Here is a 2,086-nt window from a genome sequence, read left to right on the forward strand (position 1 = left end):
CGCCGCCACCATCAAGCCGTCGCGCAAGCCCGCCACCAGCGCCGACACGAACTCCAGGACCAGCCATGATCGGAACTACAGCTGCCGTGTCAGAGCAAGTGCGTCGAGCGTTGAGGTTCGCATCGTGACTACCGATCTGCCCAACGACAACCAGCGCATCACGGCTATCGACGACCTTCTGTCCGGCGGCCCGGTCGATGTTCCGATCAACAACGCGGCCACTGTCGAGCCCCTCGGCGCCCGCAGCACGATCAGTCCAGCGCAGCTACGGCAGGCCTTTGAGAATGATTTGATACGAGCTGGACGAGGTGTGCGCCGTGCGCTGGCCGAAGCCGTGCGCGAAGCTGTCCGCACCAGCCGCCTGGCCCCCGGGACACGGCTGCCCTCCTCCCGCCAGCTCGCCGCCGACCTCGGCCTTGCCCGCAACACCGTGGCTGACGCCTATGCCGACCTCGTCGCCGAGGGATGGCTTACCGCCCGCAGAGGCTCGGGCACACTCGTGGCAGACAGGATGATCACTCGGCCGATCTTGGCGCGCTCGGCCGTCGAGCCGTCCGCCAACCCTTGCTACGACCTGATTCCAGGTAACCCCGACCTCACCGCTTTTCCTCGTGCAGCTTGGCTGAAGGCCACACGCCGCGCCCTGGCCGCGGCCCCCGACGACGCGCTCGGCTACGGCGACCCCCGCGGTCGGCCGGAGCTACGGACCGCACTCGCAGACCATCTCACGCGAGCCCGGGGCGTGTACGTGAGTCCGGAGCACATACTGATCTGCGCCGGCGTCTCCCACGGCCTGCAGATCCTGAGCGGAGTCCTGGCCGGGCGGGGGGCGAGGAACGTCGCCGTCGAGTCCTACGGCCTAGACAGGTACTGCGGCCTGCTGGCGGCTGCTGGGCTGAAGACCCTCCCGCTTCCCTTGGATACCCACGGGACCGACCCGGTGCCGCCCGTCGGCACCGATGCGGTCCTACTCACGCCGGCTCACCAGTTCCCTGTGGGCACGGCACTGCAGCGCGATCGCCGGACGGCCGTCGTGGACTGGGCCAGACGGACCGGCGGGCTGGTCCTGGAGGATGACTACGACGGTGAGTTCCGGTTCGACCGCCAGTCTGTCGGGGCGCTCCAAGGACTCGACCCAGACTGCGTGGTCTACCTGGGTACCGCCAGCAAGACCCTTGCTCCTGGCCTGCGGCTGGCCTGGATGGCGCTGCCTCCCACGCTCGCTGAGGAAGCCGTGGCGGCCAAGGGGCAGATCGACTCGTGCGAGGTATTCAGCCAGCTGACGATGGCGGAATTCATCACCTCCGGCGCCTACAGCCGTCACGTACGTGCTGCCCGTCGGCGCTACCGCGATCGACGAGACGCTCTCGTCACGGCCCTGGCCCAGCACGCCCCAAAGGTGCGCGTCATCGGGACAGCGGCCGGCCTGCACACCGTGCTCGGTTTGCCGCCCGGGACCGAGCAGCGGGTCCTCCAGTCGGCAACCCAGCAGGGCCTCAAAGTGGCTGGCCTGTCTCGATACCGCCATGAACGGTCCCTGAACGCCATGGCCGATGCCCTCGTCGTTGGATACGGGGTGCCCTCCGACGCTGCGTGGCCTCAGGCGCTCTCCGCACTCGTGCGGATCCTTTCCTGACGCGCCCCCAAGTAGCCGGGCACCCGAACTGATCTCTTTGTGGGTACGGCGTCACCTCACGCCTGCCTGGGCTGCACCGTCAAAAGGGCAGGCGCGGATTCATGACGCGCATAACACGCGGATGGCCCTGGCGGCGGTGGAATGGACGTGCCTGCACCGCCCCGACGTCGTGGACGCGTTCATCGACGCACTCTTCGCGGCCCACTTCGCGCTGGGCGAGGACCTGGGCGACCGGGCCACGGTGGACCGTCACGCCGCCGGGGCGGGCATCGATCCCGACGCCGCGGACAGGGCGTTCGCGGACGGCAGCGCCCTGCGGGACCTGCACCGGGTGGAGGCGCCGGGTGCCGAGTAAGGGGTTGTGAACAGCTGCCGCGGAACAGCGTGCGAGTGTGTTCTGGCGCGGATGAGTGAGTGTTCGGGCTGTGGTGGGCGTACGGGGAACGATAG

General features: G+C 68.8%; 2 protein-coding genes. Both read left to right on the top strand.

What is annotated here, in order from left to right; genetic code table 11:
• The first annotated feature begins 250 nt into the window (after positions 1-250).
• Positions 251-1,636 (top strand): PLP-dependent aminotransferase family protein, encoded by a 1,386-nt coding sequence (locus AB0M27_RS47505; protein ID WP_365732420.1) that lies wholly within the window; start codon positions 251-253, stop codon positions 1,634-1,636.
• Between the two features lie 121 nt (positions 1,637-1,757).
• Positions 1,758-1,991, top strand: coding sequence for a hypothetical protein (locus AB0M27_RS47510; protein WP_365732419.1), 234 nt, complete (start codon positions 1,758-1,760; stop codon positions 1,989-1,991).
• Positions 1,992-2,086: the final 95 nt, after the last annotated feature.

The organism is Streptomyces sp. NPDC052107, from assembly GCF_040680215.1.
Classification (GTDB): Bacteria; Actinomycetota; Actinomycetes; order Streptomycetales; family Streptomycetaceae; genus Streptomyces.